This is a genomic window from Spongiactinospora sp. 9N601 (assembly GCF_044326295.1).
Taxonomy (GTDB): Bacteria; Actinomycetota; Actinomycetes; order Streptosporangiales; family Streptosporangiaceae; genus Spongiactinospora; species Spongiactinospora gelatinilytica.
Genome location: NZ_JBIRBB010000007.1, coordinates 445,729 through 458,773, shown reverse-complemented (window position 1 = coordinate 458,773; position 13,045 = coordinate 445,729). Strand labels below are relative to the sequence as shown.

The window sequence follows — 13,045 nt, the reverse complement described above, 5'->3', positions numbered from 1 at the left end:
AAGGTGTATCTCGCATGGCATCCATGATCGTCATATCCACCACCGCTGTCCCCGACCATGTCCGCGGGGCCCTCACTCGCTGGCTCATCGAACCGGCCCCCGGCCTGTACGTCGGCACCGTCTCAGCCCGCATCCGCGACGAGCTCTGGTCCGCTGTCAGCGCATGCATCGCCGACGGCGCCGCCGTGTGTCTTCACCCTGCGGAAAACGAGCAAGGCTTCACCATCCGCACCGCCGGCGAACGCCGCCGCCACGTCGCCGACTTCGACGGCCTCCAACTCGTCCGGTTCCTTCCAGAAGTACCTGTCCAACCATGACGCCTAAAAATCACCGACAAACCCCGACATCACATCACCGCAGGTCGCAGGAGTTTCCGCACTTCACGAAGGGTCCTCCCCACGCCCGTGGGGGTGAGCCCTGCCCAAAGCCTCGGAGGGCGGGGTGGCCGTCGTCCTCCCCACGCCCGTGGGGGTGAGCCGGGCTGTCGATCAGGGCCTTAGCGCGCAAGTACGTCCTCCCCACGCCCGTGGGGGTGAGCCGCCATCCACGATGCCGACGATCCGCTGCGGCTCGTCCTCCCCACGCCCGTGGGGGTGAGCCGCGGATGGAACAGGTGGATCCTTCTGTGCGGGAGTCCTCCCCACGCCCGTGGGGGTGAGCCGTGACATCTTTTAGGAGGGCGTATGGACGTCAGGTCCTCCCCACGCCCGTGGGGGTGAGCCGGACTTGGACCCCTGGATGGTCGGCCTCATTGCGTCCTCCCCACGCCCGTGGGGGTGAGCCGTAGGCCGGGTCGTAGGCGATCGTCGTCACCTCGTCCTCCCCACGCCCGTGGGGGTGAGCCGTGAAACTCTACAATGACCCATGCTCGAACGGCGTCCTCCCCACGCCCGTGGGGGTGAGCCGTGCCTGGCGAAACTCGCCCAGCACGCCAGCCGGTCCTCCCCACGCCCGTGGGGGTGAGCCGCCCTCCGGCGCGTGACCTGTGGTGTGCCCATGGTCCTCCCCACGCCCGTGGGGGTAAGCCTGTTCTTCGGCGTGCTCAACCGCGGGCACGTGAGTCCTCCCCACGCCCGTGGGGGTGAGCCGACGCCATGGTGCCGGCCACGGAACAGGGCACCGTCCTCCCCACGCCCGTGGGGGTGAGCCGTGAAACTCTACAATGACCCATGCTCGAACGGCGTCCTCCCCACGCCCGTGGGGGTGAGCCGAAAACCATCGCCACTGGTGGTTGACCACGTTCGTCCTCCCCACGCCCGTGGGGGTGAGCCGCTGCATCGTTTCCTACATCGTCTGGGGTGGTCGTCCTCCCCACGCCCGTGGGGGTGAGCCGCGCACGTCTCGTCCATGACCGGCGGCATTCCGGTCCTCCCCACGCCCGTGGGGGTGAGCCGGCTGCCGAAGATCTCGGGGTTCCGGGCGGAGAGTCCTCCCCACGCCCGTGGGGGTGAGCCGCCGCCCAGGGTTGGCACTTTCATGCACTCCGGGTCCTCCCCACGCCCGTGGGGGTGAGCCGCATCTCAGGAATACGCTCGCGGTCGCTGGTGCGTCCTCCCCACGCCCGTGGGGGTGAGCCGCGGGTCAGCGCGGTGGAGACCCAGCCGCCGGGGTCCTCCCCACGCCCGTGGGGGTGAGCCGATCACGCGCTGGCGGCCATGGACCTGGGAGGTGTCCTCCCCACGCCCGTGGGGGTGAGCCGTGCTGCGGATCATGGCCGAGGAGGGGTGGATCGTCCTCCACACGCCCGTGGGGGTGAGCCGTCGGCGGCCGTCGTCGACTGGCATGAGGTAGGGTCCTCCCCACACCCGTGGGGGTGAGCCGACCGCGCAGGCCGGGCTGTCGGTAGCGTCGTGGTCCTCCCCACGCCCGTGGGGGTGAGCCGCTGTGGCCACAGAGTTACGACCTGTGGGCACCGTCCTCCCCACGCCCGTGGGGGTGAGCCGGTGGAGACATCCACCAAGAACGACCCGCAAGGGTCCTCCCCACGCCCGTGGGGGTGAGCCGCGCCAGCCGGGTATGCGTCGTCGGCCCGCAGGGTCCTCCCCACGCCCGTGGGGGTGAGCCCACCGGTGTGGCCGTGGCGGCGGGTCTGGGGGTGTCCTCCCCACGCACGTGGGGGTGAGCCGGGCATCGCGCCCTCGCGCGTCTCGATCTTCGGGTCCTCCCCACGTCCGTGGGGGTGAGCCGGACCTCCTCCTTGGCACGGGCCGCCATCTCCCGTCTTCCCCACACCCGTGGGGGTGCGCCGCAGGCGATAGACCCAGAGAACCCGCGCAACGTGTCTTCCCCACGCCCGTGGGGGTGAGTCGTACCGCATGATCGCGGGGGAGCGGCTGGCGCTGTCTTCCCCACGCCCGTGGGAGGTTGCCAGGTGCATGAGCTGTTTCATGCCGTGAAGGAATTGGCAAACCTCCTGCGGCAACAAGCGCTTCGCCTTCTGAGCGTTGTTGGGCGCCGTGGGTGCGCCTGGGTGTGCGCCGGGTGTTCGCTTGGGTGCGCTGGGTTTCTTCGCTGGTGGGGGCGGTGGTGAGCTTGCTCTGCGCGATTGAACGGACTGGTCCCGTCCACCCTGTCTGCCAGGGCGGTCTGCTCTGGTGGCCCCGGGAAGATCACTGGGAGGAGCGCCATGAGCAAGGACCAGGCAGACACCGTTGTCCTCGCTTCCGGCGGGCTGGACAGTACGGTTTTGGCCTATCACCTGCGGGACGAGGGCCGCCGGATTCGTATGGTCTCGTTCGACTACGGGCAGCGGCATCGGCGTGAGCTTCAGGCCGCCGCCCTGGTGGCGACCGCTCTGCGGGTGACGCACGACGTGGTGGACCTGAGCGTCCTCGGTCGGCTGCTGGGCGGCTCGGCGCTCACCGATGGGTCGGTTGACATGCCTGATGGTCACTACACCGACGCCACGATGCAGGCGACCATCGTTCCCAACCGCAACGCCATCCTGGCCGCCATCGCCGTCGGGATCGCATCCGCGCATGGCTGCGGCCAGGTAGCGCTTGGGGTGCATGCCGGCGATCACCCCGTCTATCCCGACTGCCGACCGGACTTCGTCGAGTTGGCGGACCGGATCGCTCAGGCTGCCACGGCGAACACAGTGCGGGTGATGGCGCCGTTCGTGACGTGGAGCAAGGGCGAGATCGTCGGCCATGGGGCCGCGTTGGGCGTGCCGTATGACCTGACCTGGTCGTGCTACCGGGGCGAGCTGCTGCACTGCGGAAGGTGCGGTACCTGCGTCGAGCGACGGGAGGCGTTTGAGCTGGCCGGGGTGCCCGATCCGACCGGGTATGCGGGCGGGGGGCACTGAGACGATGGGCACGTTCGAGATCGCAAAGCGGTTTCGGTTCGAGGCCGCGCATCGGATTGGTGGCCTGCCGAAGGGGCATCCGTGTGGGCGAGTGCACGGGCACTCGTACCAGGTCGAGGTACGGCTGGCCGCGGAGCGGCTGACGGCTCCCGGGTTCGTGACCGACTTCGGGGAGCTGGCGCCGCTGGGCAAGTACCTCCAGGCGACGTTCGATCACCAGCTCCTCAACGACGTGCTCGATGTCGAGCCGACCTCCGAGAACCTCGCGATGCATCTGGCCTGCTGGTTCCTGGACAACCTCCAGCCCGGCCTGCCCGGACGCCTGGTCGCGGTCCGGGTGGCGGAGACGGCGACAAGTTGGGCCGAGTACCGGGTGGAACCGTGATGACCGCGGCGCGGTTGCTGGTGGCCGAGACCTTCGGGCCGACACTTCAGGGGGAGGGGCCGAGCTGCGGTCGGCAGGCGATGTTCATCCGGCTGTCGCGCTGCAACCTGCGCTGCAGCTACTGCGACACCCCTTACACCTGGGACTGGGACCGGTACGACCCCCGTCACGAGGCTCGTTGGCAATCGGTCGCGGAACTGGCGGAGTGGGTCGGCCGGAATTCGCCACGGCTGGTTGTGATCACGGGTGGGGAGCCGCTGCTTCAGCAGGACCGCCTGGTTCCACTCTTGGACGTGCTGCTCGCTGATGGCAGGCGGGTGGAGATCGAGACGAATGGCACGATCGCTCCCGCGCTGGGCTTGGTCCGCGACGGCGTACAGTTCAACGTCTCCCCGAAGCTCAGCACCGCCGGTCTCGCAGAAGATCACCGGATCGTGCCCGCCGCGCTGACCGTGCTGGCCAACACCGGCAACGCGATCTTCAAGTTCGTCGCAACCGAGCCCGCGGACTTGGCCGAGGTCGCTGAGCTGGAAGAACAGTACGCGTTGGCGTCGATTTGGGTGATGCCTGAGGGCACGACCATCAAGGTCGTGCTCGACCGTGCCCGGCAGTTCGCCGACCAGGTCATCGCCCGCGGCTGGAACCTCTCCCTCCGCCTCCAGGTCCTGCTGTGGGAGGCCGCACGTGGCCGCTGACCCGCGCAGCGAGCTGATCATCGTCGGCTGCTCGCGCCGCAAACTCGACACCACCCAGCCCGTCCCCGCCCTGGAGCTGTACCAGGGATGGTGCTTCCCGCAGCTCCGCGCCAGGATCCCGAGCAGCCCGGCGTACCGCGACCGCGTGCTCATCCTGTCCGCGTTGCATGGCCTGATCCCGGCCGACACGCCCGTCGCTCCCTACGACCTGCGACTCACCCCCAGACGAGCCGCCGAGCTACGGCCAGCAACCGTCGTCACCTTGGCCGGTCGGCCAGCATCGCGCGTACTGCTCCTCCTGGAGCCTCGCTACCGCGACGCGCTCCCCGACCTGCCGAACACCATCGAGATCAACGACCCCGTCCGCGAATGGCCCAAGGTGGCAGCGGTCCTGGACGCCTGGGGCTGGCCGTGATCACCAAACGCATCTACCAGCACAAGCGGATCTGGTCCTTGAGCAACGAGCGCTTCGAGGCAGCAGTAGCACTGCTCGCCGAGCACGAACGCCGGAACGCTCCAACCCTGCTCGTCGGCATCGCCCGAGGCGGCGTACGGCTCGCGCATCACCTCGCCGCCCGCCTCCAGATCCCCGCCACGTTCATCATGGCCCGCCACAACCCCGACGACACGATCGAATCCCCCGCCACCGGACACGTCACCGTCACAGATACCCCCACCATCGACCCAACAGCACGAATCCTCCTAGTCGATGACATATGCGGATCCGGCGCAACCTTGGCCACGGTCACAGCCCTGCTGGCCGTGCCCAGCACCCGCACCGCCACCCTGTGCCGCAACGTCGGAGCCGCCCACCACCCCGACGCCTGGGTCTGGGACGTCGCCGACTGGACCGTCTTCCCCTGGGAGACCGCGCCGCCCGACGTGTCGCCACGCCCCCTGCCGTATCCCCATCGCATCCGAACGAGGAGCGGACCATGAGCGTCATCGCCTTCTGCCTGCTCACCTACGCCCCCGGCGAGCCGGCCGGGATAGAACGCAGCGTGGCCGCCCTGATGGAAGGCTGCCGTCGGCTCGGTCACCAGCCGCTCGTCCTGACCGCCACGATCCCCGGCCATCCCGCCAAAAGTCCGGACATCATCCCGCTACGCTCACTCGTCCTACCCCGCCCGATCATGGGCAAGCACATCCGGGAGGCGCTCGACCACCCCGCCCCGGTCGTCACCGAACTCCACCGCATCCTGCGCGAACGCGAAGTCGAGGTGGTCTGCTGGATCGATGCGCTCTGGGGCCTCGGGTACCTCGGCGCGGCCCCGGATGATGTCCGCTCGGTGCTGATGGTTCACAAGATCCGTAAGGACGACCTTTTCGAGGACGCCATCGCCGCCGCCGACCTGGTGTGCCCGATCAGCGACTACCTCCTGCGCGAGGCCACGGCCGCGGGACTGGACACCCGCACCTGGCGCCTGATCCCGAACGCGCTGCTCAGCCCGGTCCGCCCCGTCCCCGCCCCCGAGCGCGAACTGCTGCGCCGCCGCGCCCCGGTCCGGATCGTCTCGCGAGCCGAGCCGTACAAGGGCCTGGCCGAACTCCTCCAAGCGCTCCCCGACACCTGGACACGCCCAGTGGAGATCGTCCTGGCCGAGGCGGGCTTCGAGTACTGGCAGGGCATGCAGTCCGACGTCATCGAGGCCTGCCAGCGGGCCGCCAGAGCGCGGCCGGAGGTGGTACGGCTGCTGCCCGCGATGCCGTGGCGGGCCGTACCGGGCTTCCTGGCCGGCGCGTGCGCCACGGTGATCTCCAGTTATGAGCCGGAGACCTTCTGCAATACGGCCGCGGAAGCGCTCAGCGTCGGCACCCCGGTCGCCGGGTTCTCGCTGGGCAACCTGCCGTACCTGATTGGAGCGGCGGGCCCACTCGTCCCCCTGCAACAGGGCTACCGCGCCCTTTGGGACCAACTCGCCCACTTCCTCGAAGACCCGCACCGCTATCACGCCGCCGCCCGTGTGGCACCCGAGCGCGTACGCAACCTCCGGCCCGAACAGGCCGTCGCCACCCTGCTGGCCCACGGACAGGAGGCCCCGAATGCCGCCGTTCGGACTCACACCCGCTGACCACGTACTCGTCATCGCGCCCCACCCCGATGACGAGACCCTCGGGGCCGGCGGCACGATCGCCCGACTCGCCGAATGCGGAATCCCGGTGCACGTCCTGGCCGTCGCCTGCCCGGCCGTCGCCACAGGCAACGCGGCGGACCGGCTCGACGAGTTCGACACGGCCTGCGACGCGCTCGGCGTCGCCAAGCGCGACGTCGCATGGACCGGCGCACGGGCGCGCCACCCGGGCTCCTGCCCGCGCGACCTGGTGACCCTCATCGAACTCGATCACTCACTCTCCCTGCACGCGCTCAGGCCCACCGCACTCCTGATCCCCGCCGACGGGACGTTCCACCAGGACCACATCGCCGTACACCAGGCGGCGCTGGCCGCCGCCCACCCCCGAGGAACATGCGGTCCCGTGCCGAGGATCGTGCTGGGGTACACCGGGCCGGAGGACCGAGCGTGGACCGCCCGTGAAGGCGTCGTCCACGTGGACACCACCGCGGCGTGGCCACGCAAGGAAAAGGCCCTGAACTGCTACGTCTCCCAGCTTCGCCGACACTGCCACCCCCGCAACCTCGACCGGATCCACGCCTTCGACATGACCTCAGGCGCGGCGATCGGCACCGAACTGGCCGAGAGCTTCGTGCCGTACCGGATGGGGTTCTAATGACGATGGCGCGCTCCGAGGTGCTGGTCGCGCACCAGCCCGCGTACCTGCCGTGGCCCGGCTACCTGTCGCGGCTGCTCGACGTGGACACGCTCGTCCTGCTCGACCACGTGCAGTTCGCCGAGCGGGGTCGCCAGCACCGCAACCTGATCCGTGGCAGCGGCGGCTTGCCACAGCGTCTGACGGTTCCGGTCCTGCACCGCTTCGGACAGCGCATCTGCGACGTGCGCGTGGCCGGTACGGCCTGGGCCGCCGCCCACTGGCGTGCTCTGACCTGCGCGTACGGCAGGGCGACCTACTTCGCCGACTACCCGCTACGAGCGGTGTACGAGCGTCAGTGGGAACGCCTCACCGAAGTCAACCAAGCGGTCTTGGACGTCCTGCTCGACGGGTTCGGCATCAAGGTGCACTGCGTCCGCTCCTCATCGATCGCCCCAGAGGGCTCGGGCACGCACATGCTCGCCGACCTGGCCCGCTGCCTGGGACGGAACGTGCTGCGCGTCGGCACCGGCGCCATGCGGTACCTCGACCACGCCGTACTCGCCGAAGCAGGCATCACCGTAGAAGTCGCCACCTACAACCCGCCCGACGGCCTCGCGGTCGCGGCCGTCGATCTGCTCATGCGCCACGGGCCGGCGGCCCGAACGATCTTGGAGCAGCACGGGCACGTCACGGCGGTGACAGCATGACCATGGACGAGGTCCGCATCCAGGCCCTTTACCGCGAACTGCTGATCGCGATCGGAGAGGACCCAGACCGCGAAGGGCTCCGCGACACTCCCCGGCGCGCCGCCGCCTTCTGGCGCGACTTCCTCAACTACCGGCCCGGCCGGATCGACACCACGTTTCGCCACGAGCCGGCCGGTGAGCAGTTCGTTCAGGTCAGCGGGATCTCGACCTGGTCCCTCTGCGAACACCACCTCCTCCCCATTCACTTACTCGTGAACATCGCCTACCTCCCCGCAGGCGCGGTACTCGGACTGTCCAAGCTCATACGCGTCACCGAACTGGCCGCGAGACGCCTGCAAATCCAGGAGCGGATTGTCGAGCAGGTCGCCGACGAACTCCAGAAGATCACCGGCAGCGACGATATCGCCGTCGTGGCCGCTGGCCATCACCTGTGCATGAGCATGCGCGGCACCCGCGCCCAAGGCACTCGGACGCTGACCCGGTCCTTGCGCGGGCGCTTCCTCCAAGACCCCCGCCTGGTATCTGCACTTGGGGCCGGGCCATGAGGTGGGTGACCGTGGAGGGCGTCAACGGTGTCGGCAAGAGCCACCTCATCGCCCAGGTCCCCGATGTCGTCCGGCTGGCCGAGTTGCCGGACTGCGCCGCCGATCCGCTCACCGAACGACTGATGGCCGCCCTCGGCGGAGATCGTTTCCTGCGTACCGGCTTCCCGCTCGCCGAGACGTTCACCCTGCTCGGCCTGGCCGCACGGCGCTTCGAGCTGGCCAGACGAGCCTATGGGGACAGTGCCGTGACGATCCTCGAAGACCGCGGCGTGGACACCATCGCCGTCTACCAGACGGCGATCCTCTCCAACGGAGATGACGACCGCGCCCTTGAGCTGGCCCTTCGCCTGCGGGCGATGGCCGCGCAATGGCGGCCTCCGCCCGACAGGACCGTACTCGTCGTAGATGACGACCGGACCTGCCTCGCCCGATGGAACGCCCGCGAGGGCAGGTCCCCCACCCCCTCCGAACGGTCGCTGATGCGCCAGGCGAACAGGCTCTACCAGCGGCTTCTCCAGCACTACACCATCATCGACCGGCGCGAACTCAACGAGCAGCAAGCGGTCCAAGCCCTGCTGAACGCCTGCCAGGAGCATCCATGAGAAAGCCGATCACCCTGCTGTGGTCCTTGCGATCACCCTGCAACCTGGGCTGCCGGTACTGCTACTTCGGCACCATCGAAGAGCACCGAGGTCAGCCGGCCCGCCCTGTGGGACAGCTCTCCCACCTCTCCCGAGACGACCTGAAGGCCGACGAGGTGTTCGCCTTCGCCCGCACGCTCGACCGATCGCCGGTCGGCCGGGTGTACGTCGCAGGCGGTGAACCGCTGATCTGGCCCCCGATCCTCGACCTCCTGAAGATCCTCAAAGAGGCGGGCATCGAGGTCGTGGTGTGTACCAACGGCATACCGCTCGGCCGGGAAGAGATCCTCACTGGGCTGGTCTCGCTCGGCATCGACGCCATCTCCGTTTCGCTGGACTCGACCGACCCCGCCTACAACGACCGCTGGCGGCCTGCCCGCAACGGCGCGGACGGATGGCCCCAGGTGATCAACGGCATCCGCGCCGCCCGCCACGCGACCCCACGCCTTCGCATCGGCGTCTACAGCGTCATTACAAGGTGCAATATCCCGCAGGTCGTCCAGGTGGCGCGGCTGGCCGCCGACCTCGGCTGCGACTACTACGTGCCACAACCGGTCGCCTTGGACGCCACACACCCTCTGCACAAAGAGCTGTCCCTGCGGGTGAGCGACATCCCCGCGATCCGGGAGGCATTCGCGGAGCTCTACAGCCTCCCGCTCACGCTGCCGCACCCGGGTTTCCCCGCACAGGTCATCGCCTCGATCTCACACGCCACGGCGACCGTCCAGAACTGCTTCGGCGGCCACACCCTGCACTTCATCCAGCCCGACGGCACGGTTTGGGACTGCCCTTCGTACCTGCGTATCGCGGCGACCCCCGAAAGCCACTGGAAGACCATCAAAGGCCACAGCGCTACCGAGATCTTCCCTGAGCCGCGTGGCTGCGGAGCCTCGTGCGCGCTGTTCTCCCGCGACTGCGTGAACATGTGGCCGCTGATGGACGGCGTACCGCTGGAGCGTGCCGCGTGACCCAGTCTCATGTGCGCGAACTGGAGGCCGAGCTGGCGGAGGCGTTCGGCGTGCCGTACGCGGTCGCGGTCTCCTCCGGTACGGCGGCGCTGCACACCGCCCTCGTCGCCGCCGGAATCGGCCCCGGCGACGAGGTCCTGGTACCTGCCGCGAGCGTACCTATGCCCGTGGCCGCGATCACGTACACCGGGGCCCGGCCGGTACTGATCGACGGAACCGGCCACCAGATCACCCCCGCCACCCGTGCCGTCATGGCCGTACACCTGGCCGGCCGCTGCACAGACCTGCCGAGACTGGCCGACTTCGCAGCAGCTCACGGCCTCCGTCTGATCGAGGACGCCTGCCAGGCCCAAGGCAGCGAATACGCGAACCGGCCCGCAGGAAGCCACGGCGACGCCGGCTGCTTCTCCCTGAAGGATGGCAAGATCCTCAGCGCCGGCGAAGGCGGGTACCTGCTCACCCACGACGCCGACCTCGCAGAACAGGCCCGCCGCTTCCGCACCCACCTCCCCGTCGATCATCCACGCGCCGGCCCCCGCTTCGGCCACAACTACCGGATGCCCGAGCTCATAGCGGCCCAGGCCCGGCGGGCGCTACAGCAGTTCCCCGCCAAACTCGCCCGGCGCAGAGCCCAGGCGACGCTCCTCATGAACCTTGTCGAAGGCACGCCCAGAGTCCGGCCGATGCACCCGCCACCCCACGAGAACTGGAACGGCTACAGCGCACTGTTCCACCTCGATCTCCCCCGGCCGCGCGACTTCTGCGCCCACCTGACCGAAGCGGGCGTACCTAACAGCATCGGTACCTATGGCGTCATATCCGCCGATCGGCTCCCGGCCATGGCCGCCTTCAGGCCCGCGCGATGCCCACAAGCAGCAAAGTTCCTGGATCACACCCTGGCCGTGGTACTCAGCGAGCAGGATGACGACGACCGCATCCGGCACCTTGCCCACACCATCACCAGGGAGGCCAGCTCGTGGAACTGACCGAGCCGACGTTCGTCGTCATTGACTTCGAGACGGTCACACCGGCAGGCCGGCGGCCCCATCCCATCGAGGTGGCGGCCTGCGCCGCACGCTACCGCGACGGCTCCCTGACCGAAACCGGCCGGTTCACCTCACTGATCCAACCGCCGGACGGCATCAGCCTCACCCGCTACGACATCGCCCAGACCGGCATCACCCCGGACATGCTCGCCGACGCCGAACCGGCCGCGACCGTACTGGCCGCCCTCGATGGCCGCCTGCGCCAGCCCCCTTACCTCCTCGTGGCCCACAACGCCCCCTACGAGGCCGGCCTGCTGTACGACTGGCGCACCGCCTGCCCGGTCCTCGCCCGTACCCCCTTGCTGGACACCGTACGACTGGCCCGCGCCGCCTACCCCGGCCTGCCCCGACACCGCCTGGACGACCTGCTCCGCCACCTGGACATCCCTGCACCCGCCGACCGGCACCGCGCGCTGCCCGACGTCCTCGCGACTCTCGCCGTATTCGAGCGCCTGCTGGCCGGCGGACACGACCTTTCGCACGCCGAGATCACGCCAAAGCTGCTGGAGGAGGAGCGTGAAGCCGCCAAGGGAGAGCAGGAATCTCTGTTCGCCCCCTGACCGTCCAGGGCGCTTGCTGGCCATCGAAGGTCTCAGCGGCACCGGCAAAACCTTCCTGACCACCCGCGCCGTCGCCCGACTGGGTTCGCGGGCACCACTCGTTCTGGACGACTTTTCACAGCGCCTGGGACGGCCCGATCTCGGCAGCCGCATCGTGACCGAACTCGCGGCGACCGGCGACCGCTTCCTCCGTAGCGGCCTTCCGGCGAGCGAGACGTTACTGCTGCTCGCCGTCCAGATGCACGCCTACGAAACAGCCCTGCCCCACTTACAGCGTGGCCATGACGTACTGGAAGGCCGCAGCGTCCATGCCGTAGCGGTCTACCAAGCCGTACTCCGCCACCCCGACGATCCAAATCTGGCGCTGACCCATGCGCGAATGCTCATCGAACTCGCCGCCGCCTGGCGCCCCTTACCCGATCGCGTCCTGCTGATCACGGATGACGTACCGGCCGCGCTCGCCCGAGCCGAGGCCCGCGACGGCCGCCCCCACACTCATGAGGAACTGCGGCTGCACCACCTTGCCGACCACCTCTTCACCTGCCTCGCTGCGGAGGACCAGGTCCGCTTCCATATCCTGGACCGGCGGAACACACCACCAGCCCAGGCATTGGACGAGGTGACCCGCTGGTGCGGCTGAACCCCCCAGAATGCACCCACGCCCGTGCCCGATTCGCCACCTACCTGCGCGAGGGCTGCGACACCACCCGCGACCACCTGCGCGGTTGCGCCCCCTGCCGCCGCGCATGGAACCGCTACCGATGGAACATCGCCGCCACCACCCCCCTCTACGCCGACCTGCGAGCCTTCTTAGGCACCTCGTTCACCCCCTTCCTCGACTCCTCCGAAGTACTGGCCCGCGAATGGCGTGCCAGATCACCGGGGGAGGACATCGGCGACTTCTTCCGCCACAGCACCGCCTACCTCTACAACCTGGTGATCTGGCAGGCCAGCGGCCACCGCCCGGACTACTGCGCCGCCGGAATCCCGCTGCTCCACCAACTCGGTGTACGGACCGTCCTGGACTTCGGCTGCGGCATCGGCAACGACACCCTGCCCCTCCTGGACGCCGGATTCCAGGTCACCGGATGCGATTACGACTCCCCATCTACGGCCTTCCTCCGCCACAGATCACGCCACGCGATCAACGTGGTGGCCCCCGACAACATCCATACCCTCCCGCCCTTCGACGCCGTATGGATCATCGACACCGTCGACCACCTGCCCGACATCGACGCAGCGATCGGCCCGCTGATGCGAACCACGCAGGTGCTGGTGTGCGAGAACCTCGCCGTACCGCGCGGCGTGACCGGCAAGGGCTTCCACCGGCCGCTGACCCTCACCCAGTTCACCGAGCTGGCGTCCCGGTACGGCCTGCGCCCGGCCCCGCTTCCGGCAGAATCACCGATCATGGCCTGGCAACGCTGACCTTCCCCCCGGTTATGCTCGCAAGCAGGTGACCGAGCCGGCAGCGGGGTGATC

The 13,045-nt window shown here is 69.0% G+C and carries 16 protein-coding genes and 1 CRISPR repeat array; all 16 genes read left to right on the top strand.

The features are described 5' to 3' along the window. Positions 1–14: 14 nt before the first annotated feature. The 16 genes from cas2e to ACH34R_RS19510 all read left to right on the top strand — a co-directional run bounded on the left by cas2e (position 15) and on the right by ACH34R_RS19510 (position 12,991). Positions 15–317, top strand: coding sequence for a type I-E CRISPR-associated endoribonuclease Cas2e (cas2e, locus tag ACH34R_RS19585; RefSeq protein WP_397562877.1), 303 nt, complete (start codon positions 15–17; stop codon positions 315–317). 72 nt (positions 318–389) lie between these two features. Further along, a CRISPR array of direct repeats spans positions 390–2,370; the repeat unit is 29 nt; unit sequence GTCCTCCCCACGCCCGTGGGGGTGAGCCG. Between the two features lie 256 nt (positions 2,371–2,626). Continuing rightward, positions 2,627–3,307 carry a 7-cyano-7-deazaguanine synthase QueC gene (gene queC / locus ACH34R_RS19580; RefSeq protein WP_397562876.1) on the top strand — a complete coding sequence of 227 codons (681 nt, stop codon included), beginning with the start codon at positions 2,627–2,629 and terminating at the stop codon, positions 3,305–3,307. Then, the gene (locus ACH34R_RS19575; RefSeq protein WP_397562875.1) at positions 3,288–3,692 is read left to right on the top strand and encodes a 6-pyruvoyl trahydropterin synthase family protein; all 405 of its coding nucleotides are present in this window, start codon (positions 3,288–3,290) and stop codon (positions 3,690–3,692) included. The genes queC and ACH34R_RS19575 overlap by 20 nt, the downstream gene beginning before the upstream one ends. Beyond that, positions 3,692–4,387, top strand: coding sequence for a 7-carboxy-7-deazaguanine synthase QueE (locus ACH34R_RS19570; protein WP_397562874.1), 696 nt, complete (start codon positions 3,692–3,694; stop codon positions 4,385–4,387). Before ACH34R_RS19575 ends, ACH34R_RS19570 begins: the two co-directional genes overlap by 1 nt. Next, positions 4,377–4,802: a DUF6884 domain-containing protein gene (locus ACH34R_RS19565; RefSeq protein ID WP_397562873.1), complete on the top strand. Its 426-nt coding sequence runs from the start codon at positions 4,377–4,379 to the stop codon at positions 4,800–4,802. The genes ACH34R_RS19570 and ACH34R_RS19565 overlap by 11 nt, the downstream gene beginning before the upstream one ends. Further along, positions 4,799–5,326 carry a phosphoribosyltransferase gene (locus ACH34R_RS19560; RefSeq protein WP_397562872.1) on the top strand — a complete coding sequence of 176 codons (528 nt, stop codon included), beginning with the start codon at positions 4,799–4,801 and terminating at the stop codon, positions 5,324–5,326. The genes ACH34R_RS19565 and ACH34R_RS19560 overlap by 4 nt, the downstream gene beginning before the upstream one ends. Beyond that, the gene (locus ACH34R_RS19555; RefSeq protein WP_397562871.1) at positions 5,323–6,459 is read left to right on the top strand and encodes a glycosyltransferase family 4 protein; all 1,137 of its coding nucleotides are present in this window, start codon (positions 5,323–5,325) and stop codon (positions 6,457–6,459) included. The genes ACH34R_RS19560 and ACH34R_RS19555 overlap by 4 nt, the downstream gene beginning before the upstream one ends. Next, positions 6,431–7,114, top strand: a complete 684-nt coding sequence (locus ACH34R_RS19550; protein WP_397562870.1) for a PIG-L deacetylase family protein — start codon at positions 6,431–6,433, stop codon at positions 7,112–7,114. The genes ACH34R_RS19555 and ACH34R_RS19550 overlap by 29 nt, the downstream gene beginning before the upstream one ends. After that, the gene (locus ACH34R_RS19545) at positions 7,114–7,803 is read left to right on the top strand and encodes a WbqC family protein (RefSeq protein WP_397562869.1); all 690 of its coding nucleotides are present in this window, start codon (positions 7,114–7,116) and stop codon (positions 7,801–7,803) included. Before ACH34R_RS19550 ends, ACH34R_RS19545 begins: the two co-directional genes overlap by 1 nt. 2 nt (positions 7,804–7,805) lie before the next feature. Next, positions 7,806–8,348 (top strand): GTP cyclohydrolase I, encoded by a 543-nt coding sequence (folE, locus tag ACH34R_RS19540; protein ID WP_397562868.1) that lies wholly within the window; start codon positions 7,806–7,808, stop codon positions 8,346–8,348. Beyond that, complete coding sequence (locus tag ACH34R_RS19535) at positions 8,345–8,950, top strand: hypothetical protein (RefSeq protein ID WP_397562867.1); 606 nt, start codon at positions 8,345–8,347, stop codon at positions 8,948–8,950. Before folE ends, ACH34R_RS19535 begins: the two co-directional genes overlap by 4 nt. Continuing rightward, positions 8,947–9,957, top strand: coding sequence for a radical SAM protein (locus ACH34R_RS19530; RefSeq protein WP_397562866.1), 1,011 nt, complete (start codon positions 8,947–8,949; stop codon positions 9,955–9,957). Before ACH34R_RS19535 ends, ACH34R_RS19530 begins: the two co-directional genes overlap by 4 nt. Next, on the top strand, positions 9,954–10,943 hold the full coding sequence (locus ACH34R_RS19525) for a DegT/DnrJ/EryC1/StrS family aminotransferase (protein WP_397562865.1): 990 nt from the start codon (positions 9,954–9,956) through the stop codon (positions 10,941–10,943). The genes ACH34R_RS19530 and ACH34R_RS19525 overlap by 4 nt, the downstream gene beginning before the upstream one ends. Beyond that, positions 10,934–11,563 (top strand): PolC-type DNA polymerase III, encoded by a 630-nt coding sequence (locus ACH34R_RS19520; protein WP_397562864.1) that lies wholly within the window; start codon positions 10,934–10,936, stop codon positions 11,561–11,563. Before ACH34R_RS19525 ends, ACH34R_RS19520 begins: the two co-directional genes overlap by 10 nt. Positions 11,564–11,576: 13 nt before the next feature. Then, positions 11,577–12,203 (top strand): thymidylate kinase, encoded by a 627-nt coding sequence (locus ACH34R_RS19515; protein ID WP_397562863.1) that lies wholly within the window; start codon positions 11,577–11,579, stop codon positions 12,201–12,203. Then, on the top strand, positions 12,194–12,991 hold the full coding sequence (locus ACH34R_RS19510) for a class I SAM-dependent methyltransferase (RefSeq protein WP_397562862.1): 798 nt from the start codon (positions 12,194–12,196) through the stop codon (positions 12,989–12,991). The genes ACH34R_RS19515 and ACH34R_RS19510 overlap by 10 nt, the downstream gene beginning before the upstream one ends. Positions 12,992–13,045: the final 54 nt, after the last annotated feature.

What these genes read in the sequence shown, in the direction of transcription:
- cas2e (WP_397562877.1), top strand. Translation starts at nt 15, where the DNA reads ATGGCATCCATGATCGTCATATCCACCACCGCTGTCCCCGACCATGTC.
- queC (WP_397562876.1), top strand. Translation starts at nt 2,627, where the DNA reads ATGAGCAAGGACCAGGCAGACACCGTTGTCCTCGCTTCCGGCGGGCTG.
- ACH34R_RS19575 (WP_397562875.1), top strand. Translation starts at nt 3,288, where the DNA reads ATGCGGGCGGGGGGCACTGAGACGATGGGCACGTTCGAGATCGCAAAG.
- ACH34R_RS19570 (WP_397562874.1), top strand. Translation starts at nt 3,692, where the DNA reads ATGACCGCGGCGCGGTTGCTGGTGGCCGAGACCTTCGGGCCGACACTT.
- ACH34R_RS19555 (WP_397562871.1), top strand. Translation starts at nt 5,323, where the DNA reads ATGAGCGTCATCGCCTTCTGCCTGCTCACCTACGCCCCCGGCGAGCCG.
- ACH34R_RS19550 (WP_397562870.1), top strand. Translation starts at nt 6,431, where the DNA reads ATGCCGCCGTTCGGACTCACACCCGCTGACCACGTACTCGTCATCGCG.
- ACH34R_RS19545 (WP_397562869.1), top strand. Translation starts at nt 7,114, where the DNA reads ATGACGATGGCGCGCTCCGAGGTGCTGGTCGCGCACCAGCCCGCGTAC.
- folE (WP_397562868.1), top strand. Translation starts at nt 7,806, where the DNA reads ATGGACGAGGTCCGCATCCAGGCCCTTTACCGCGAACTGCTGATCGCG.
- ACH34R_RS19535 (WP_397562867.1), top strand. Translation starts at nt 8,345, where the DNA reads ATGAGGTGGGTGACCGTGGAGGGCGTCAACGGTGTCGGCAAGAGCCAC.
- ACH34R_RS19530 (WP_397562866.1), top strand. Translation starts at nt 8,947, where the DNA reads ATGAGAAAGCCGATCACCCTGCTGTGGTCCTTGCGATCACCCTGCAAC.